Origin of the sequence: Phyllobacterium zundukense (assembly GCF_025452195.1) — a bacterium.
Taxonomy (GTDB): Bacteria; Pseudomonadota; Alphaproteobacteria; order Rhizobiales; family Rhizobiaceae; genus Phyllobacterium; species Phyllobacterium zundukense_A.
This window is the reverse complement of the sequence record NZ_CP104970.1, coordinates 266042-285730: the sequence shown is the minus strand read 5'-3', so window position 1 is coordinate 285730 and position 19689 is coordinate 266042. Positions and strand designations below refer to the sequence as shown.

Genomic DNA, 19689 nt, shown 5'->3' with positions numbered 1-19689 from the left:
CATGTCAACCAATTTAAGTCGAGGGGCTGGAAAAATACTTGCCGCAGGCGTACTCGTGTAAATTGATAGCTTCCGAGGTGGTACAAAATGATTTTGAAAAATGCATGGCGCAGGAGCAACATTGGCCGCCGGATGAACGAGGCGGTCAGGATATTCGAGAACAGGATCATCGAAAATCTGAAAGCCAAAGGGCATTCCGAACTTACCGCCGCACATATTAATCTAACCCGAAACCTCGACGAAGACGGGACAAGACTCACGGAACTGGCGAGACGCGCCTCTCTCACAAAGCAATCGATGAGTGAACTGGTCGATCAGGTAGAACGGACCGGCCTCATTGAAAAACGCCAAGATCCCGCCGACGGCAGGGCAAAGCTCGTATGCTTCACAGACCGCGGCTTCATTTGGCTGGAGGCCTTTCATCAAAGTCTGGAGGTGGCAGAAAATGAAATGCGTGACCAGCTCGGGCCGGCAATGGTTGATCTAATGGTAGAAGCTCTCGGGAAATATGTAGAGTGTCAAATCAACAAAGAGGGTGATCAAGCGGATTGACATTGGTCCGGTTTCCTTACTATTTTTGCGCCAGCAGATTTGGGAGGTTTTACCGTGACTCACGAAGTTTACGATGTCGCCATCGCGGGTGGTGGCCCGTTCGGACTGATGCTGGCCAACGAACTTGGCCGCCGGGGCGTTTCAACCATTCTCTTTGACGAGAAATCTTCGACGGCTTTCAATCCCCAGGCCAATGCCACTCAGGCAAGAACCATGGAGCATTTTCGGCGCCTGGGATTTGCTGATGAGATCCGTGCACTCGGCATGCCTGAAGAATTTCCAACCGATATCGCTTATTTCACGCGATATGCTCGCCATGAATTGGCTCGCTTTCGCCTTCCCTCAGCCAAAGAGGCGCGCGAGAAGATCCTGACAATGACAGGATCCTGGAGCGCTGCCGAATTGCCCCACCGTGTCTCCCAGAAGTTTGTCGAGCGCGTTCTACGCAAGCATGCCGAAGCCCTGTCTACAGTTTCGGTGAACTATGGGTGGCGGATATCCCGGTTCGAAGACGTTTGTGACGCCGTGACCATGACCGCAAGTCAGGTCGGCTCCGAGAGCACCCGCTCCGTAACAGCCAAGTATCTCGTTGGAGGAGATGGCGCGAAAAGTTTCATACGCAGGACACTCGGCATTCGCTATCAGGGCGATGGCGGAGCGGTGAGAGACTTCTTCGGCGGGAAAATGTTTGCCCTCTATCTTCGCTGCCCGCAGTTCTATGACGTTGTTCCCTTTGCACCCGCATGGATGAACGTCGCGTTCAATCCTGAGCGCCGGGCGTTCATGGCCGCCGTCGATGGCAAAGGCGAGTTTGCTTTCCACACTCAGTTGAAGGAAGGCGAAAAGGAAGAAGATATATCAGACGCGCAAGCCCTTGAGATGTTTCAGTCGGTCGTGGGGTATCCCCTTGATGCGGAAATCCTTTCTCGCGGCACCTGGACAGCCGGCTATGCGCTTGTCGCCGAAAAGTTTCAGGCGGGACGGATATTCCTGGGCGGCGACGCAGGTCATCTTTTTACCCCAGCGGGTGGCCTGGGGTATAACACAGCGGTGGATGACGCGGTCAATCTCGGCTGGAAACTCGCCTCGGTTGCCAAAGGAATTGCAACACCATTCCTTCTCGATACTTATGAACTGGAGCGGCGTCCCGTCGCTGTCAGGAATACCGGCTTTGCCAAGACGTTCGCTGAATCCATCGGAAACTACCTTCCGAAAACCCACCTCGAAGCGGATACGGATCTCGGATCGGAGTTGCGACGGGAAGCTGGCGTCTATCTCGAGGCACATGGGCGATCTGAGTTCAATATACCCGGCGTGACCTTCGGCGCCCGCTATGACCATTCGCCGGTCATCCTGTCCGAAGAAAAGGAGCAGGGTCCGGACCTCCCGGATGTCTATGTCCCCAATGCAGCGCCCGGCGGAAGGGCGCCCCACGTCTGGCTGAGTCCCCAGACATCGCTGTTCGACCGATTCGGATTTGAATGGACGCTCCTCAGGCTTCGCCCCCCGTCATCGACTGGGGACGAGCTTGTTGCTGCGGCAAGGAAGGCCGGGATGGATCTGACCGTCGTTGACATAGAACAGGATCAACTCCTTGCACTCTATCGCGAGCCGCTCGTCCTCATTCGACCTGATCAGGTCATCGCCTGGCGTGGGAACGACGGTGATGACGCTTCACAGATCATTGCGACGGTCTTGGGCCATGTCGCATCATCCTTGCGACCAATGTGCCCTGCCAAGGCATCCGACCAATAGCGGATGTCGAACAGATGGATGCCGTCCCGCCGAACCTGGCGCTGTTCGCTTGGCGGGAAGCTCACCCGAAACGCATCCATGCCGAAGGGAATGTCGCCCGACATCTCCGCGGCCAAAGCCTCCCATTTGGCAACGGGCGTACAGCCGAGGCTCGAGTGAATGCTGTTGTTGTAGCGACAAACCTCCAGGGCGAACCAGCTATCGAACTCACTCAGAGTCATCGCAGCCTTGGCTTCGGCCTAATAGCTGCCTTTGGCGGCAACGGACGATTGCGTGGTTCCAGGCAACAGGTGGACCGCTCCCATCATCGTGCCAATTAGCCGCTCGATGTGCCCGCCGAAGTGTGGGCTCCCTCGAGGCCTGTACGCAAGGTCAATTCCCCATTCCGCGCAGGCCGCCTGAAACGCCTTGGACCGGAAATCACGGCCGGTGTCTACGTGGATGCTGCGCGGTTTGCCCTGCGCGGGCCAAGGTGCATTGCAGTCGATCTCGGAGAGTAATTCTGCTTTCGACGCCACCGCCCGCGTAAGGCAAAGCGCCACCGAAAGGCGCGAGGGCGAATTCCGCCAAGTTATGACGGACCTTACAATCATCTTTAGTAGCTCAAATGACGGTCTTGAGTGCCTTAATCCAGCACGACACCGCAACCGCGCCACCATCTGGAGAACCGACGGCACGCTCACCAAGGTAGCTTGCCCGGCCCAGACGGGGCCGCATTGTCTTGGTTTCCTCGGCACCGGTTTCGGCGGCCACGACGGCTTCGCTCCATGACTGTGTCGCCGATTTGCCGTCTGCGAGGGCCTTTGTGAAGGCATCTGCCGCGGGCTGGAGGGCGTCGATCATCGTTCTGTCTCCGAGTTTCGCCCCGCCAAGATCGGAGATCGCTTGAACCGCGGATGAAAAGGCTTCAGCCCACTCCTCCGGCGACGGCAACGGGTTATCCGCAAGGTGGCGAGACGCACGCAAAAATCCGGTCGCATAAAATGGCCCCGAACTCCCAGCGATCGCACGCCTCAGTGCGTTGCCAATTGCGGCGAGACTCCCTGCGGGCGAAGTGAATTCATCGGCGGGCAAAGCGCGGATCGCTTCCCCGCCTCTCTTCATGCTGGAACCGAGATCGCCATCGCCGGCAACACTGTCCAGTTCCGTCAGTGCTTCTTCAGCCGCGATTAGAGCATCGGCCGCAGCAAGTGCGCCGACGCGGATACGAGCGCTCGCTGCACTTGATGTAACGCGATGGCCGGAGGTTGACGTTTGTTCGACCGAACTCTTGTCGGCTGCCTTTGCCGCGAACCGGTTGTTATTGACTAGGCCGCGGCCTGGCCAGGCGAGCGCTGTTGTAGGCGCGTCCAGCAAGGAGAGAAGTTCGTCATTGATATGCATGAGCGACAGCGAGAACCCGGGCATGTCAAGTGCGGAGAGGAATGTTCCCGTCCAAGCTCTCTCGACGGATATGCCCTGTGCCTCCAGCCAGGATAGTGCGGCGCGTGTGATAATGGAAAGCTCCAACGGGGGAGTGGATCCAAGACCGTTAACAAGGAGTACGACACGATCACCTTCTCCAAACGCCCTGTCAGCGGCCATCGTTTCCAGAATGAGGTTGGACAGATTGTCGGCTGAAGTCAGCGCCATGCGGCGAACGCCCTGTTCTCCATGAATCCCGAGCCCCACTTCGATCTCGTCAGCACCCAAGACGAAACCTGGCTTGCCGACGGCTGGAAGCGTACAAGACCCGAGTGATACGCCCATCGAGCCAAGGTTGTCGGCAGCAACGCGGGCAAGTCCTGCGACGTCTTCCAGAGGAAGTCCGGCTTCCGCGGCTGCACCTGCGAGCTTGTGTACGAGGACCGTACCGGCGATCCCGCGCCGACGCTCTTTTGGGACGGTGTCCCGCAACGCCACATCATCCGCTACAACGACGATCTCAACTGGGATTCCTTCCGCCCGGACGAGTTCTGCGGCGAGACCAAAATTGAGCCGATCGCCCGTGTAGTTTTTCACAATCAACAATGCGCCCGCAGGTCCGCTGACTGTCCGTATCGCAGATAGAATGGCGTCAGTACTCGGCGAAGTAAACACATCCCCGGCAACAGCGGCCGTAAGCATCCCCGTTCCGACATAACCAGCGTGGGCAGGCTCATGTCCGCTCCCGCCGCCGGACAGCACCGCAACCTTGCGATCAGGCGCGGCCAATAGATCGGAGCGGATCACAACGTTTTCGTCGGCGATCAGCGCTGTGTTCGGACTAAGAGCAACGGTGCCCTCCAGCATCTCGCGGACGACGGCCTTGGGATCGTTGATGAGTTTCTTCATAACTGCTTTCCAGATCATTTAAACGACGGGTGCGAGAACCGACCGGTCGGTTTGTGGGTCAAACGCATGCGCGCTATTGGGACGATGCGTCAGCGTGATCGCATCACCGACCGCTATGTCCGGACCGCGCTCAAATTGGGCTGTTACTAGCTCCTCACCAACGGCTACTTGGATCATCACCTGCGAGCCGAGCGGCTCAATGAGATCGATCCGGCCGCGGAACGATCCAAGGCCGTTTGCAACTCCGTCTTGGACAGGATGAAGGTATTCGGGGCGGACGCCAGCAACGATTGTTCCGGTTCGCTGACGGAGTGCGTCCTTAACTGCGCCGCCGGGACGAATTTCAAAGCCGGGGCCAGTGAGCAATCCCGACTCCTCTATGGTGGCATTCAGAAAATTCATAGGTGGGCTGCCGATGAAGCCAGCGACAAACCGGTTCACCGGTGTGTCGTAGATATTCTGTGGGGTATCGATCTGCTGGGCTAACCCGCCGCGCATGACGACGATACGGTGTCCCATGGTCAGCGCTTCAAGCTGGTCGTGCGTTACATAAAACGTCGTGATTTTCAATCGACGGCAAAGCTTGACAATCTCGGCGCGCATCTCGATGCGCAGCTTGGCGTCCAGATTGGAGAGTGGCTCGTCCATCAGGAAAACGCGCGGTTCGCGAACAATCGCACGCCCCAGCGCGACACGCTGGCGCTGTCCGCCGGAAAGGGCCGCAGGTTTGCGGTCGAGTAGACCTTCAATATCGAGCGCTCTGGCAGTCCGGCGAACCTGCTCGTCAATCCGTTCCTTCGTCCAACGTCTGACTTTGAGGCAGAACGCCATGTTCTCGTACACGGTCAAATGGGGATAGAGAGCATAGTTCTGGAACACCATTGCGACATCGCGTTCGGACGGACCCTGACCAGTAACGTCCTCGTCGTCGATGCGGATGAAACCCGAGGTCGACTCTTCCAGACCAGCGATCATCCGCATCGTGGTTGTCTTCCCGCAACCAGATGGACCGACCAGAACGATAAACTCGCCGTCTTCGGTCACAAGGTTCAAATTCTCGACCGCGGAGAATGTTCCGAACGTTTTGTTTAAATCCTGCAGCGCTATAACGGACACTTATCGCCTCCCATGGCACATGTTTTTCAGTTTGATAGCCGCTCGCGGCCGGGCCGATCGAGCGCTTGGAGTTGTTTACAAAAATCTTGATAATGCTCTTGGTAAAACGTTGCCCAATTCGCATCTGGGTCGATTGTTTCGATAGTGATCCCTTGCGAGAAGTCGATCAGCTCATCGGCGGCCCCGGCGGCTAGCAGAGCAGCGCCAATCACCGCGGGTTCCTGCTCGCTGAGCACTCGGATTGGCTTCCCATAAATACTTGCCCTCAGCTCGAGCAGGCTTCGCGATCGGCTCCACCCGCCAGTGGCATAGATTGGACCGTCCTCTACGCCGACCGCATTCATATTGTCGAACATCTGTCTTGCCGTGAGGCTTTCTCCCTCGAGGACAGATCGCAGGTTACGTGTGAGTTCTGTTGTTTTTAAAAGCGGCTTGGCCAGGCTCGGCTTTCCAGGCATTCTCGGCAGATTTAAGAATGCTCTCACATCGACGCCATCGGCTTGCAGCGCCTGGACAGCTGAAGAAAACTCGAACACACCGAGGCACGCGATGATACCGTCCGTTGCACGCACGGGAACCATAAAAGATAGAAACGGATCGAAATGATCGAGCGGGAAAGAACGCGTCTCGGCGTAGACGACATTGGCTGTACCGATTGAATCGATCCGCGCCATTGGGTCAATGCGCTGAATCGCGGAAGCCGCAATCGGATGATCATGGCCGCCAGCAGCGACTATAGTGTGTATTGTTGCTGCGCCGCTTTCAATCAAAGATCCAAAACTTACCGTACCGACAATTTCTCCGGCTCGCAGGATTTCGGGAAGCGGCGGCGCGCCGCAGGTCTCGAGAAGCCGTGGAAGCCACGTCCTTGCCCCTACATCGTAGCAGCCCGTGCGGGAGGCGAGCGTCTCGCTCATGAAAGGACGACGTGTCCAGATCACCGACGGGTGGTCCGTCAAGGCCACCCAGCACCGTGCCGCCAAAACAACTTCCGGATGCTCCTGCCGCATCCAGAGCCACTTCGCTCCGGTCCGCGTGTGGTCCATAGCGATTCCTGCGCGTGGCGTCGCGGCCGCCGTGCTCCGTATAAACGCCGCTTGCTCAGTTGCGCGCCGGTCAAACCACGGAATTGCCGGTCCCAAGGGTTTAAGATTACCGTCAACATATATGCCGTCTTCACCGACACCAGTGGTCGCAATGGCAGTTAAGGGCTTGCCCTTGCCAACAGCCTGCCAACCTTCAATGATCATATCCTCAATCAGTGCAAAGAGAGCCTGGGGATCGGTTGCTCCTCCTATGGCATCCGATCCACGCGGTGTAGGGACTGCGCGCGTCCAAATCGCACGCCCCGACCTGTCCACGATGGAAACCTTAAGGTTCGTCGTTCCTATGTCGATGCCGCAGACCTGCACTATCGCCTCCAAAATTCAGTCAGTCAGTTTTACCAACGGCGCGAATATTTTTCGCGGGTGATACGTGCCATTTCCGCGATCACCTGGCTTGCCTCTTCCGGCGGCCGCTGCCAGACCTTACGACCCACAACCACACCTTGCGCTCCTGCCGATATCGCATCCTCGACATCCCGCAGCGTCGAAGCCATGTCGCCGCTGAGAGGTCCGCCCGCGACTACAACTGGAATATCGAGCTCGTCGCAAAGCTTGGCTGTCGCGTCTGGCCCAGGGAATGTAATCTTGATGATATCGGCACCAAGATCGTAGCCAATGCGGGCAACTTCGAGTTCTTTCTCGATAATTTCCGGCGAGCGGGGCATGTTAAGGAATACGGGCTCGACCATGACCGGAATGTGCCACTTGGAAGCTTCCGAAACCACCTCACCGATCCGCTTGCAGTACTGGACTTTTTCCACGTCATTGACATTCCAGGGAAGCAGGAGCTTGACGCAATCGACGCCCATTCGCACTGCGTCTTCGACGCTGGTGACGATCGCCCCAGTGCCAGTTTCAGACGCACTGGTCGGCCAGAAAGCGTCGATCGCCAGGACGCGCGACATTGCGGGCGCCCGAGCGAGGTCGACCTCCGAAGCCTTGACGATACCGGTGCTGACCATGAAGCCGGTGATGTCTTCCGATAGAAATCGGCGCATTACATTGACCGGTGCTTCAAGCGAAGGCACCCTTCCCCAAACCAGACCATGGTCGATCGGTACAATAAGCGCTGCTCGATCGTCGCGAAAGACGCGGTTCATCCGGTAGCTGGTAGAATAACGGTTGGTTGTCATGATGCTCTCCTTTAGATTGATAGAATTGGACGTCGCTGCTCTGGGTCTCACGAGAACCGAAGTTGGGTCTTGACCGACTTGGCGGCCTCCATGCTTTGGACGGCTTCTGCAAAGCTCCACACTGGAAAGCTCTCTCCAATGAGAAGACTTGCCTTGTCGTGGATGTCCGCCATCAGATCGACGGCGGCCGCAAATTTGTCGGCACAGGAATTGGAGCCGATGAACCTGAATTCCTGCTCGTAGAGCTTGAAGGGGTTGAAGCTCGCAATGGCATCAGCATCGTGGACCCCAACCTGAACGAGGGCACCGGTCTTCTCGATTGACTGCAAAGCCTGTCTGAGCGCGGCAGGTACGCCGGCTGCTTCGAATACGACGTCGAATAGCTCACCATTGAGGGATTCAGGTCCGCGCGCATCTTCAATCCCGGCTTGCCGGGCAATATTCTGTTTCGCGGTAGCCGGGTCCGACAAGGTCACGCTACCCGCTCCAAACGCCTTGGAAGTGAGCGCAATCAGAAGGCCCATCGTCCCGCTGCCCAGGACCAGCACGCGGCGGTCTTTGATCCCTTGGGACGATTCAACGGCGTGCAAGGCGCAAGCAAGCGGCTCGATAAGCGCCGCGATGCCATGTCCGATGGCCTCGTTGACTTTGAAGGCATTCTGACTTGGAGTGGCAACGTATTCGGCTGCCGCCCCTGGCCTTCCCACTCCGATCGGCGACAGGTGGATGCAAAGATTGGGGCGCCCCGAGCGGCACCAACGGCAGGTGCCGCATACAACGTTGGGATCCACCGCAACAAAGTCGCCTTCCTTGACGTTGCGGACTTCCGAACCGACAGCGACGACGTGTCCTGCAAATTCGTGGCCGGGCGTCACTGGATAATTCGTTCCGACGAAACCATGCCTTAGAATATGAAGATCAGTGCCGCAGATACCGCAGCAGACCGGCTTCACCAGCACTTCGCCAGCCGAAATTTTAGGAATGGTCGTTTCGATCACACTGATTTTGTGGTCTTGAGTGATACGAACCGCATTCATTTTGCCTTCGGGCGCACTGTCAAAAAGTTTATCAAGGCTCATCTTACTGCTCCGAATGTTAGACCGCGCGTCAGGCTCTTCTGCGCGAACCAGCCTGCCGCCACGACGGGAATGTTGATCAACGTTGCGACAGCCGCCACCTGCGCGGTGTAGAGCTGGCCGAAACTCAGGAACTTTTGAAGGAAAACAGGCAGTGTACTGACGGTCGTCGTCAGGTTGACGGCAAGAAAGAACTCGTTCCAGGCGAAGATCGCACAAAGCAGCGCCGTAGAGGCCAGGCCGGGCCTGATCAAGGGGACGATGATCTGCGTCATCTCGCGAAAACGACCTGCGCCATCGACACGGACAGCATCGAAAACTTCACGTGGGATCTCCACCATGAAAGAGCGGATCATCCATATGGCGAGAGGCAGGTTCATGGAGGTGTAGACGATAATCAGCACTGTTGAGGTATTGAGGAGATTGAAAGTTCGCGCGACGAGATAGATCGGAACGATACCCGCCGCTATCGGCATCATCTTTGTCGAGATGAAGAAAAAGAGGATATCACGCCACTTGGGGACCGGTCTGACGGTCAAGGCGAAAGCGGCGGGAACAGCGAGGACGATCACGATCGCGGTTGATACGAGAGTAACCGTTATGGATGTAGTCGCGAAGGCGACGAAGTCGTTCTCGAAAATTCGCCTGTAGTGATCAAGGGTCGGTGTGAAGAAAAGCTTCGGCGGATAGCTGACCGCGTCCTGCTCCGTCTTGAAGCTGGTGAGTACCATCCACGCGATTGGTGCAAACATCAAGAACGTGCCGAACCACGTCAAGATCGTTAGTACCCAGTCAGTCAGGGTACTCCGGCGCCGCATACTCATGCTCGACCGCCTTCCTTGAAAATGCCGGAGACAATCCTCAGCATCGGCACAATCAATGCCATCGCGATGGCCAACGAGATCATCCCGAAGGCAGACGCGCGTCCGAGATCGAAGGCACTGAAGGCCTCCAGGTACACGTAATAGGAGAGATTGGTGGTTGCGTAGGCCGGTCCACCATTGGTCAGGAGGGCAATCGCGGCGAAGTTCTCCAACACGTACATGGCTGTCAGGAGTGCGGTGAGTTCAATAAAGGGTCGAAGGTGTGGCAGCATAAGGCGGCGGAATGTGTAGAAGCGTCCGGCTCCGTCGATAGCGGCGGCCTCCCCCACCTCCGTCGGGAATGATTGCATTCCAGCCAGCAGGATCAGCAGCGCGAATGCCGACCACTGCCACGTCGTCAAGATAATGATAGTCAACTTCGGATATTGGCTGATCCAGTTGATCCGGCCAAGACCGACCTCGTCGGTCATCCACCCAAGAATGCCGAATGTCGGATCGTAGAGCCCGGTTTTCCAGAACAGGGCAGCTGCAACCGGCATAATGAAGAACGGCGTTATCGCAAGTGTTCGGGCGATCGTGCGACCCCGAAACTCCCGGTTCAACCCCGCCGCGAGCAATCCGCCGATCACGAGGGAAGCTGCAACAATGGATCCGGTCATGATTGCGGTATTAAGGATAGCCTGCACGAACACCTTGTCGCTGGCAGCGCCGACGAAATTGCGAAACCACACGAAACGCGGCGCAGTGGTCGAAACCAGGTTCCAGCGTTGCAGGCTATAGTACAGCGTTATAACGAACGGAAGCTGCGTAACGAGAAGAACGACAATCAGCGCGGGTAAGAGGGGAAGCCGATCCCACCAACCTTGAAGGAAGGCATTGCGCTTTAGGCCCGTCCGAGTTCCGCTCTGCGGTGTCGACGGCGAATGCATGGTATTTGTCCACAAATATAAGATAAGGGTTGGTTCGGCGGGCCGCAGGGAGGACAGCGGCCCGCCAGGGCTTACTTGATGTAGCCCGCGTCCTGCATGATCTCTTTGATCTTCTCTTCGCTTGTCGCGATGGCCTCATCAGCGGACATTTGCCCACTGATAGCGCCGGCAAGCTGTTGAGACGTGAAATCACCGATCTGCTCGAATTCCGGAATGGTGACGTACTGGACACCCGTGTAGGGCACCGGATCGACCGTAGGTTTCAGAGGATCGGCAGCACTGATGGATTTCAGCGTCAGATCAGCATAGTCGCTCGTCGCCTTTATATATGCCGGCAATTTGTAGGTCGATTCTCGCGAGCCCGGAGGTACTGTGCCCCAGCCGGCCTTTTCACCGGCAAGTTTGATATATTCCTCGCTCGTCAGCCACGAGATCAACTTCCAGGCCGCGTCCGGGTGACGGCTGGTCTTGGGAATGGAAAGACCCCAAGCCCAAAGCCAACCTGAGCCCGGCTTTACCTTCACGGGAGCGAGCGCGAAGCCGACATTTCCCTTCACCTCTGCCGAAGCCTGGTCGATGACAGGTCCAGCAAAGACCGTATCGTCGTACCACATCGCGGTCTTGCCCTGGGTGAAGAGCTGCAGACACTCCTGCCATCCATCCTTCGCCGCATCCGGCTGTCCATGTGACTTCAGCAGGTCAACATAGAAGTTGATAGCGGTCTTGGTCTTTTCCGCGCTTAACTGGGGCTGCCAGTTTTCGTCAAACCAGCGGCCGCCGAACGTGTTGATGACAGTCGTCAATGGCGCGAGACTCTGCCCCCAGCCGGGGATACCGCGAAGGCAAATGCCGGACAAATTCTTCGATTTATCATCGAGCTTTGCCGCGAAATCTGCGACCTGATCCCAGGTCGGCTGTTCCGGCATCTTCAGACCTGCCTTTTCAAACAGGTCCTTTCGATAGAACATAAAGGACGACGAGCCATAGAACGGCGTCGCGTAAAGATCACCCTTGTAGGAGACGAGATCGCGGATCGGCTTGATCAGATCGTCGACCTTCCAAGCGGCGTCCTTGGAAACATAATCGGTGCTTAGATTGGCGATCCAACCCTTCTGCGCCCAGAGAGGCACTTCGTAGGCTCCGATCATCACAACATCGAACTGGCCGGAGTTGGTAGCTACATCCTTGAGCACAGTGGGGCGAAGCTGATTTTCAGGCAGAGACTGAAACTTCACCTTGATGTCGGGATATTTTTCGTAGAATGCACCGATAAGCTTGGCAGCCGTTTCCATCTGAGGATTGGCCGCCAGTGCAACGGTCAGCGTAACCTCTTCCGAACGTGCCGATTGCGCGCTGAGCAGCCCGAGGGCCAAGGAGAGCGCAAGGGTACTTACACGCGAACCGGCATAGGCCGGGCGCCACATAGCAACAGACATTTTGACTTCCTCCCAAAAATTCCGGCTCCATCGCCGGAAGCAGACACAGACGCAGCTTCAACCCGGAAATACCGGTCAACTGCCCAGCAACGCTCCCTCCTGTCCAGAACGTTCCTACTGTATGTCTTGTACGTACAAAATTTTGCGCGCGTCGTCAATCAAATTTTTTGAGCCGAACTCATTGTAAAAAATGCGGCATATCGACAGATCGTTGGAAGCATTGTACGGTATGTTCGTACACACGTGAATCGATGAAGAGTCTCATGCAAGTAATAAACCGCACATCTGCTGAGCCCTATTATCTGCAACTCGCTCGAATAATCGAAAGTCAAATCAAGAACGGTACATACAAGGCTGGCGATCGGGTTCCCGGGGAAACCGAGCTTTGTCGGTCATTCGACCTGGCGCGGTCAACGGTTCGCGAGACGCTTCGCGCGCTTGAGCAACAGCGTTTGATCCGCATGGTACCTCGGCGTGGCGCTTTCGTGAACGACGTGAACGATAATCGCTGGATGCTTCAAGTCACTCAAGGGTTTCTTGAGACCGAGGCTCATGCGCCGGATCGCGCGATCAGTACCACGGTAATCCGCTCTGGCTTCGAAGCTTTGCCCGCGTTCGCGGCGCAGGCTCTGGGTTTGGCTACCGATGAAACGGGCTTTGTGCTCGAACGCGTCAGGCATATCGACGGAAAGGCCGCAATGCATTCATCCAACTACCTCCCAGCCGATGTTGGACACGTGCTGCTCGATAAGCCCGTCTTAACAGGCAAGGCGTCTCTGAACCAGACGCTCCGAGCTGCTGGGTTTTCTATTTATGCGGCGCACCGCGAGGTGGCTGCTGTGGCCGCTTCCCCGTCGACCGCAAAGAAGCTGGATCTCGCGAAGGGTGCACCTGTCTTGCTTATTCAATCGACATCGCGCACGGAGAGCGGCCGAGCCTTCGATTTTTATCGCTCATTCGTTCGGAGCGACGTTGTTACCATCTCGGTCGACGCGGAAGCCAGGAACGAAGGGCCGACAGACGGCCAGTGAACCGTGTACGGCAAGGTGAACCTGCCGCTCTCACTGACAACCTTCGATGCCATTGAAAGCTTCGCAAGCGGACATTTTGTTCGCATTGATTCCGATGGACAAATGTTCCTTTGAAAATGCCGATAATAGGCTATTTTCGGGCATTTTTAATTGTAGCCCAAATGTCTTCTGTGGACGCCCCGTAAAATGCAAGACAATTTTTGGAATGACGTGCGTGTAGTCGAGCGTGACTTCTGTTCGGCCTCTGATACGGCCATTCAGTTGCCGTCGGCCCATATGGGAGTTCGTAGATCGGATCCAAAATCTACAATTCGCGTTCGAGACGCATAGACATTTGCTGGTTTACCGACCCCGTCTCATCGACTGTTGCGCCATATCAATCCTTCAGCTGCCCTACACTTTCAACGACCTCTGGCCGTGAACGGCTATACCCTCCCGGCCGGAGCTTTATAAACCTCACCCTTTGCCATCAGTGCCCAGACAATGCGGGCCATCTTGTTGGCAAGAGAGACAACCACCAGCATACGCGGTTTGCTGGCGATCATGCGTGCCAGCCACGATCCTTTTGGAGCACCCCTGCCGGCCGAAGCTTGCTTAACGACCGCGCAAGCGCCGATGATAAGCAAGCGCCTTAATGTTCGCTCGCCCATTTTGGATGTTCTCCCGATCTTCTGTTTTCCGCCGGTGGAATGTTGCAACGGCGTCAGCCCGACCCAGGCCGCGAAATCACGTCCCTTTTGAAAAGTCGCCGGATCGGGAGCAAGTGCAGCCAAGGCCGTTGCTGTTATCGGCCCAATGCCCGGAACGGTCATAAGCCTGCGCACGACCTCGTCGACTTTGGCTCGACGCCCAATTTCGGCATCGAGTTTTTTGATACGCTCATCAAGCGATTGCACGGCCTCGGCAAGGATGGCGAACACCTCACGCGCCGCTTGCGGCAAATCACTCGCAGGGTCCTTCACCACCTCGATAAGGCTGGCGACATGGGAGGGGCCTTGGGCAACGATCCATCCATATTCCGCAAGTTGACCGCGAAGCGCATTGATCAGTTGAGTGCGCTGACGAACCAGCAAATCCCTGGCACGAAATACCGCCGCATTGGCCTGTTGGTCTTCGCTCTTCACCGCAACGAAGCGCATTGTCGGGCGCTGTGCAGCCTCGCAGATAGCCTGCGCATCTGCGGCATCATTCTTCTGCCGTTTGACTAATCATCAGGTGACCATAATGCGAAGGAACCCACGTGGGTCGGTCAGTTGTCGGCCTTTTCGCGCAAAATTCCTTCGCATTATTTCAGAGCGTGTCCAGCCAGGCGAGCAGGCTCGTATCGCGTTTCCATGATGAAGAATGCGCCGTCGCCACCGGCATGGCGACCTGTTCCAACGCCTTTCGCTTTGTTTCCAGATTGGCCTTCGCGTAGTGATTGGTGGTGTCGAGGCTCACGTGTCCAAGCCAACTGCGGATGACCGTGACGTCTACGCCCGCCGATACAAGGTGGACGGCGGTGGCGTGGCGGAAGCTGTGCGGTGTTACGTGTTTCGTTTGCAGCGACGGCATGGTTTCAGCCGCCGCGTTCACATAGGCGGCAAGCTTGAACCGGACGCCCGAGGCGCTGAGCGGCTCTCCGTAGCGGTTGACGAACAGCCGCTAGTCTGATGGTCGCGCATGCCTTCGAGGGTTGACCGGTCTGGCTGGGCAAGGATCGCTGCCACTTCCTGCGGATCCAGATAGCAAGGCTCAGATACCGGCGCCCGTTTGATCGGGATATTGAGGATTTCGACGCACTGCGCGATCGATGCGGGATCCTTGGTGGCCACGAAGTTGAAGAAGCTGCGGATTGCGGCAAGCCGGCAGTTACGGGTGCCGACCGTGCCGCCACGGTCGTGTTCAGCGTGCCTCAGGAACGCAGCGACTTGCGCGGCGGTTAGATCGGCCAACGAGATTATGGCAACTTTCTTTTTCGCGCGGTCAGCGACGAACCGGAGGAACAATCGCCAGGTGTCGCGGTAGGAGCGGACCGTGTTGGCGGACGCATTTCGCTGCTCGACAAGCCATTCGTAAAAGAACGCGCGCATCAGTTCCGGGAACGGATTGGCTCTGCTCATGACCGCACCTCCCGTTCGAGATTGAGACATGGCGCGCCCACTGCCCTAAACCGTTCGTTTGCGAGATGCAGCAGATCCTGCGTGACGGTGATGTAGACCAGAGTGGAGTTGATATCCCGATGGCCGAGGAATGTCGCGAGGAACGGCAGTCGATCCTGCGGGTTGATCCCCAGACGGTACCATTCAAGGATACGGTTCACGACCATCGAGTGCCGAAGATCATGAACGCGAGGCCCGAATTGCCCTTGCGGTGGCTTCAACCCGGCACGACGTACCACGTCTGTGAGCAACCAGGTGATCATTTCGGGCGTATAGCTGGATCTGCGCTGGACGTGCCAGAACAGGGCGGAGTGCGGATCCTGCGACGCGCCGACCTCACGCCGTGCAGCGATGTAGGCCCGGAGTTCGATCATTACACTGTCAGGAAGCGGCAGAATTCGGGTCTTGAAGAACTTGGTCTGCCGAACCGTGATGGTGCCGTGACCGGGATTAACGTCACCGAGATCGAGCCTGGCCAACTCTCCCCGCCGCAGACCCGCGCAGTAGGCTAGCAACAGCATGGTGTAGATGCTCAACGGACGAAGTGTTGCCCTCGGCGAGGGATACGAACGGGCAATGTCGAGCATTCGCCGCACGTCGACAGGTGAGTAAATATGAGGCTTTCGCCACTGCTTGCGGACCTCCTTTTGGGGTCTCGGATCCGGTCGACGCCGAGGAACTGACGGATTGCGCCTTTGCTGGATTTTTGCGAAGAGGCGCTCAAGGTTTTCGCGCTCGTATGCATGGTTGCGCGCGCCTTTCGTCGCTGCCCATTGATCGATCATGACGCTCAGCGGCTCGGTTTCCAACTGCGGGTTCAGTTGCAGGAATCTGTCGAACTGCAGGAGCCGCGCTGGTTGCGAAGTATATTTGTATCCCCTGCGGCGCATCATGGCGACGTGCTCAGCCATAACTTCGCCCAGCACGCTGCCGAACGGTTTGGGCTGACGCAGTCTGGCAAGAGCCTGTTCTGGATTACACGATATCAACGCGCGCCAGATCGGCATGCTCTGCTTTAAATGACATGCCTCACGCAGAGCTTCGACAGGGTTGTGATCGATCGCACCGGCTGCCAGGAGGTGGTCGAGGAACCGGTCGATGATGCGGGTGCGATGCAGGAGCGTGGATGTCGCCCAGCGAGACGCTAATTCTCGCAGCCAAGCCTGCAGCGCTTGTTGATCGAGCCTCCCGTGCTGTTCAACAATGTCCTGGAAACTATGCAAGACCTGTTGATAGCAGGTTCGGCTTTTGAGATTGCGCAGATCAAGTTTCGCGACATAGCTGCCAATGCGCATGCGATCGGGATCGGGCCAACGGGAGATCATGCCAGCACCTCCGTTCCCGGCACATCAAGAGCGATGGCCCTCAGATCCTCGGTAGCAAACTTGAGATAGGGGTCTGTCGACCCGGTCGAGCGGTGTCCCAACAGATCGCCAATCACCTTCTTCGGAACAGCCGCGCGCAGCAACTCGGTCGCACGAGTGTGACGGAAGATGTGAGGGCCGCACCTGCCCAAGGGGTTGACGCCGGCATCCCGGAGCCTCCGCCGAACCAAGCTGTATAGCTTGTTGAGCTTGCGATAAGGCGCACGCGTCCGGATGAAGATTTCTCTGGCATCGGTTGCGGGCCGTCCGGTCCGCAGGTAAGCAAGGATCGCTTCGCCAACCGGATCCATCAAGGGAAGGAGCGTGCAGGCTTGCGTTTTGCTGTGACGGACACGAACGACTTCAGCCCGCCAGTCTATGTCTTCGATCCGCATGTTACGGACTTCGCCCGCACGTAGCCCGTAGGTGGCGAGGAGTTGTAATATCGCATGGTCCCGCAAACCGGCGGCTGTCATGTCCATGCTCGTGCTTGCCAGAACCGCGGTGATCTGGTCGCGCTCCAGGATCGACGGCACCCCTTCATAAGCATAGAGCCGCGGCGAGATGATATGTGGCGACAGATCTGCCGCAACGCGGGCAGTCCTGTGGAGATAGCACAACAACGAACGAAGCCGCTCCGCTGTGCATTTCAGCGAACTGCGCGTCAACTTCGCGCCACGCAGGTCCATATAGCTGTCGATGTCGCCGACGGTTACTCCCTTGAGACACTCAACCCCGCTCTGGTCGAATTGCCAGGCAAGGTAGCAGCGGGCTTCCCACAAGAACGCGTCGATGCTGGCCTGGGCAAGGCCACGCTCCTCGCGAAGCCAGGTTTCGTATTCGTTGCAGATAACAAACCGTAGTGCATCTGCGGCGCAGGCTACTTTGGGTGCAGGCGGCCACTGACCCTGCCCAAGCCGTAGCAGCGCGTGGATCCCGGACTGCGGGACTTCGTGCCATCGCTTACTCGGCCGTCGTCCGCGACGCTTCCGAAAGAGTACGGCCGCATGGCGTAAATATTCCGCCACTTCGATTTCGGTCACATCACCGACCGGAATCCCTCGGTGCATGAGATAATCCAGAAACTCGCGGGCGTAGCTGCAGTAATTTCTGATCACTACGGGGCTGTATCGGCGGCCGTTCAATACGGCTTCGAGCTCAACAATCAGTTCTCGTTCGGATTTCGACATCAATAACTCCTCTGCTCGTCAAATGACTGCAGAGGTTCGCCGGAAAATAATGTGCAGCAAAGTCGGCGAAAAACAGCGCCACCGGGCGGGTTCCATGCGGTTGACCCGTGTTCCTTCGCATTATGGTCACCTGATGATTAGTAAAGTAATGCTCACCTGACCATTATTTGACGAATGGCTTTACATATTTAGGTGGGATCAGGCGAACTGTGTGACCTTGTTTTCCGATTTCGCGCGCCCAGTAATGCGCTCCACCACAGGCTTCCATGGCGATCGTACAGGGTGACTGTCGGGCGAAGAACTCGAGCACCTTGTTTCGGCGAAGCTGCTTGCTGAAAAGGACCGCGCCAGATGCATCCGCCCCATGCGTGTGAAAAACATTCTTCGCCAAGTCCAGACCTATTATGTTAATTTCCATTTCGGACGCCTCCTCTTCGCGTGGCGGTTGCAATCACCCCCACTATGGCACGTCGATGCCACCGAGGGGCGTCCACCCCATCTACAATCCCACTTAAGAGCCTGTTTCGTCTCGCCTATTCACTAGTACGTCTCGGAACAGAGTGTGCACTGCAGACCCGCCAGTTATCCCCTCTTGTTCCGAATGAATAACTGATTTAGCAAAAACAGGAATGAAAACGGCCAAACGAACGACGACTGCTGCGCGCCCGCGAATCGGGCATTGAGGCTCCGAGATGGAGCCCGCGAAAGCAGACACTCTCGAATTTGTCGAGGTGCCGGAGGAGCCAAGTCGCAGCAAAAAACCTGCCCTCCGCCGAAAAACATCGCTTCGCCCTCGATTTGACCTCCGGCGTTGCTAAGCAGCGACCAGTTCGGCGATTTTGGCGGCGACTTCCGCCATCGACTCTTCGGCAGTATTCAGCCCGGCTCTTGAGGCTAGCAGGATGCTGACCTGCTCAAGCGCTTCATAAGTCGTTCCGTGAACAACCGGAACGAGCCGCTCTCGCCGAAGCAGCGCCGAGAGCTCTTTGTCTGCGATGCCTTCTGCCGGGAGGCGTCGCAACATAGCCGGGGTCACCAAAACGATACCGACGCGCGAATTCACCAAGCCTCTGTCGATCGCTCGCATCATCGGAACACCGAGGCCAAGATCCTTCTCGCTGAACCACACGCGAACACCCCGCGCTTCGAGGAGATCATGCAGTTCCTTAGCCGAGCCTTGCCTGTCATCCCATGCGTGACACAGAAAGACGTCTCGAAGGTCAGGCTGTGACGCCGCTAGGTTCTCGACGTTCTCGCGAACCGGCGTGAGCGCCTGCACTTGTTCAGGCGTGTACCACACAGCCGAACCGGCTCCCGACCAACGCGCCTTTGAGGTGCGGCGCCCCGACCCGCCGCTGCTCCTTGATGAGGAGTATGAAGGGGACGAGTATGATCCGGAGCTGCTATAGCCGCTGCCGTACCCGCCGTAATTGCTATAGCGGCCATAGCGACTCCCGCATGCAGGACAGTCGGCTGCGGCGGCCGATGAACGATGGCCCCTTACTGGTGCAGTGCATCTAGCCATGTTTTTTCTTCTCCATTGCCAATCCGCAGCTCGTTGAGCCAACCCATTCAGAGCCAGTATGCTAATATCCCGATCGCCGGGCCGCCCTGCCCTCCTGTGCGATTCTCCGCCACCAGAACATGCTCGGAGTGAGCAGCTTCCGTGTCAAGGTACTTCTCCCTTCTCAGATGATTGGAGCAGTTACAAAGCCGGTGAGCT

At 57.2% G+C, this 19689-nt stretch carries 14 protein-coding genes and 4 pseudogenes; 3 read left to right on the top strand and 15 right to left on the bottom strand.

From position 1 onward, the window contains the following. Positions 1-132: 132 nt before the first annotated feature. Positions 133-552, top strand: coding sequence for a MarR family winged helix-turn-helix transcriptional regulator (locus N8E88_RS03155; RefSeq protein WP_262290633.1), 420 nt, complete (start codon positions 133-135; stop codon positions 550-552). Between the two features lie 108 nt (positions 553-660). Further along, positions 661-2307, top strand: coding sequence for an FAD-dependent oxidoreductase (locus N8E88_RS03150; protein ID WP_262291073.1), 1647 nt, complete (start codon positions 661-663; stop codon positions 2305-2307). A gap of 5 nt (positions 2308-2312) precedes the next feature. Here N8E88_RS03150 and N8E88_RS03145 read toward each other — a convergent pair. From N8E88_RS03145 to N8E88_RS03105, 9 genes and pseudogenes are all read right to left on the bottom strand, one after another. Next, positions 2313-2387: pseudogene (locus tag N8E88_RS03145) on the bottom strand (hypothetical protein); the annotation flags it as partial. Between the two features lie 523 nt (positions 2388-2910). Next, positions 2911-4620, bottom strand: coding sequence for a dihydroxyacetone kinase family protein (locus N8E88_RS03140; RefSeq protein ID WP_262291058.1), 1710 nt, complete (start codon positions 4618-4620; stop codon positions 2911-2913). 18 nt (positions 4621-4638) lie between these two features. Further along, positions 4639-5736 (bottom strand): ABC transporter ATP-binding protein, encoded by a 1098-nt coding sequence (locus N8E88_RS03135; RefSeq protein WP_262291057.1) that lies wholly within the window; start codon positions 5734-5736, stop codon positions 4639-4641. A gap of 26 nt (positions 5737-5762) precedes the next feature. After that, entirely contained in the window at positions 5763-7097 is a 1335-nt protein-coding gene (locus tag N8E88_RS03130) for an FGGY-family carbohydrate kinase (protein WP_262291072.1), read from the bottom strand. An 80-nt stretch (positions 7098-7177) separates the two neighbouring features. Then, positions 7178-7975 carry a class I fructose-bisphosphate aldolase gene (locus tag N8E88_RS03125; RefSeq protein ID WP_262291056.1) on the bottom strand — a complete coding sequence of 266 codons (798 nt, stop codon included), beginning with the start codon at positions 7973-7975 and terminating at the stop codon, positions 7178-7180. Positions 7976-8022: 47 nt separating this feature from the next. After that, positions 8023-9054, bottom strand: a complete 1032-nt coding sequence (locus N8E88_RS03120; RefSeq protein ID WP_262291055.1) for an alcohol dehydrogenase catalytic domain-containing protein — start codon at positions 9052-9054, stop codon at positions 8023-8025. Further along, positions 9051-9875 carry a carbohydrate ABC transporter permease gene (locus tag N8E88_RS03115; protein ID WP_262291054.1) on the bottom strand — a complete coding sequence of 275 codons (825 nt, stop codon included), beginning with the start codon at positions 9873-9875 and terminating at the stop codon, positions 9051-9053. The genes N8E88_RS03120 and N8E88_RS03115 overlap by 4 nt, the downstream gene beginning before the upstream one ends. Continuing rightward, a complete protein-coding gene (locus N8E88_RS03110) occupies positions 9872-10804 on the bottom strand; it encodes a carbohydrate ABC transporter permease (RefSeq protein WP_262291053.1) in 933 nt (310 codons plus the stop codon). Before N8E88_RS03110 ends, N8E88_RS03115 begins: the two co-directional genes overlap by 4 nt. 71 nt (positions 10805-10875) lie before the next feature. Then, positions 10876-12240, bottom strand: coding sequence for an ABC transporter substrate-binding protein (locus N8E88_RS03105; protein ID WP_262291052.1), 1365 nt, complete (start codon positions 12238-12240; stop codon positions 10876-10878). Positions 12241-12503: 263 nt separating this feature from the next. On the opposite strand from N8E88_RS03105, the gene N8E88_RS03100 reads away from it, so the two are divergent. Continuing rightward, on the top strand, positions 12504-13271 hold the full coding sequence (locus N8E88_RS03100; protein ID WP_262291051.1) for a GntR family transcriptional regulator: 768 nt from the start codon (positions 12504-12506) through the stop codon (positions 13269-13271). A gap of 425 nt (positions 13272-13696) precedes the next feature. Here the strand turns inward: N8E88_RS03100 and N8E88_RS03095 are convergent. The 6 genes and pseudogenes from N8E88_RS03095 to N8E88_RS03070 form a co-directional block, all read right to left on the bottom strand. Beyond that, a pseudogene (locus tag N8E88_RS03095) lies at positions 13697-14476 on the bottom strand (IS110 family transposase); the annotation flags it as partial. Positions 14477-14561: 85 nt separating this feature from the next. Then, a pseudogene (locus tag N8E88_RS03090) lies at positions 14562-15373 on the bottom strand (tyrosine-type recombinase/integrase). Beyond that, positions 15370-16734, bottom strand: coding sequence for a tyrosine-type recombinase/integrase (locus tag N8E88_RS03085; RefSeq protein ID WP_262291071.1), 1365 nt, complete (start codon positions 16732-16734; stop codon positions 15370-15372). Before N8E88_RS03085 ends, N8E88_RS03090 begins: the two are co-directional and overlap by 4 nt. Continuing rightward, positions 16734-17966 (bottom strand): site-specific integrase, encoded by a 1233-nt coding sequence (locus tag N8E88_RS03080; protein ID WP_262291050.1) that lies wholly within the window; start codon positions 17964-17966, stop codon positions 16734-16736. The genes N8E88_RS03085 and N8E88_RS03080 overlap by 1 nt, the downstream gene beginning before the upstream one ends. Positions 17967-18132: 166 nt before the next feature. Further along, positions 18133-18384 (bottom strand): annotated as a pseudogene (locus N8E88_RS03075) (IS110 family transposase); the annotation flags it as partial. Positions 18385-18780: 396 nt separating this feature from the next. Further along, complete coding sequence (locus N8E88_RS03070) at positions 18781-19491, bottom strand: toll/interleukin-1 receptor domain-containing protein (protein ID WP_262291049.1); 711 nt, start codon at positions 19489-19491, stop codon at positions 18781-18783. Between the last annotated feature and the right edge of the window lie 198 nt (positions 19492-19689).

Excerpts from the sequence above, each read along its gene's own strand:
- N8E88_RS03155 (WP_262290633.1), top strand. The coding sequence starts at position 133 with ATGAACGAGGCGGTCAGGATATTCGAGAACAGGATCATCGAAAATCTG.
- N8E88_RS03150 (WP_262291073.1), top strand. The coding sequence starts at position 661 with ATGCTGGCCAACGAACTTGGCCGCCGGGGCGTTTCAACCATTCTCTTT.
- N8E88_RS03140 (WP_262291058.1), bottom strand. The coding sequence starts at position 4,620 with ATGAAGAAACTCATCAACGATCCCAAGGCCGTCGTCCGCGAGATGCTG.
- N8E88_RS03125 (WP_262291056.1), bottom strand. The coding sequence starts at position 7,975 with ATGACAACCAACCGTTATTCTACCAGCTACCGGATGAACCGCGTCTTT.
- N8E88_RS03120 (WP_262291055.1), bottom strand. The coding sequence starts at position 9,054 with ATGAGCCTTGATAAACTTTTTGACAGTGCGCCCGAAGGCAAAATGAAT.
- N8E88_RS03115 (WP_262291054.1), bottom strand. The coding sequence starts at position 9,875 with ATGAGTATGCGGCGCCGGAGTACCCTGACTGACTGGGTACTAACGATC.
- N8E88_RS03110 (WP_262291053.1), bottom strand. The coding sequence starts at position 10,804 with ATGCATTCGCCGTCGACACCGCAGAGCGGAACTCGGACGGGCCTAAAG.
- N8E88_RS03105 (WP_262291052.1), bottom strand. The coding sequence starts at position 12,240 with ATGTCTGTTGCTATGTGGCGCCCGGCCTATGCCGGTTCGCGTGTAAGT.
- N8E88_RS03100 (WP_262291051.1), top strand. The coding sequence starts at position 12,504 with ATGCAAGTAATAAACCGCACATCTGCTGAGCCCTATTATCTGCAACTC.
- N8E88_RS03080 (WP_262291050.1), bottom strand. The coding sequence starts at position 17,966 with ATGTCGAAATCCGAACGAGAACTGATTGTTGAGCTCGAAGCCGTATTG.
- N8E88_RS03070 (WP_262291049.1), bottom strand. The coding sequence starts at position 19,491 with ATGGCTAGATGCACTGCACCAGTAAGGGGCCATCGTTCATCGGCCGCC.